The following is a 231-nucleotide window of genomic DNA, read 5'->3' as shown; positions in this document are numbered from 1 at the left end:
CGCTGATGCCGCTCTTGTCGAGCAAGGTCGCTGATGCGCCGGCGATCGAGGGCATCAAGATGGGGGTCAATTATGGCGGCAACAAAGTCCGCTTCCTCCAGCCGGTGCGCTCGGGCAAGCGCGTGCGCGGTCGTTTCAAGTTGCTCGAGTTGATCGAAAAGCGCCCCGGCCAATGGCAGCAGACCAACGAATTCACCGTCGAGATCGAGGGCGAGGACAAGCCGGCGATGA

1 protein-coding gene is annotated in these 231 nt (G+C 61.9%); it reads left to right on the top strand.

Annotated elements, in window-relative coordinates; translation table 11 throughout:
• Nucleotides 1–231 (top strand): hotdog family protein (locus tag AC0KVN_RS27780; protein WP_483656891.1); only part of this gene is annotated, 231 nt, incomplete at both ends.

This window comes from Sphingobium sp. SG1, assembly GCF_057063145.1.
Note: the sequence above shows the minus strand (reverse complement) of the source record. Positions and strands in the feature narration are given on the sequence as shown.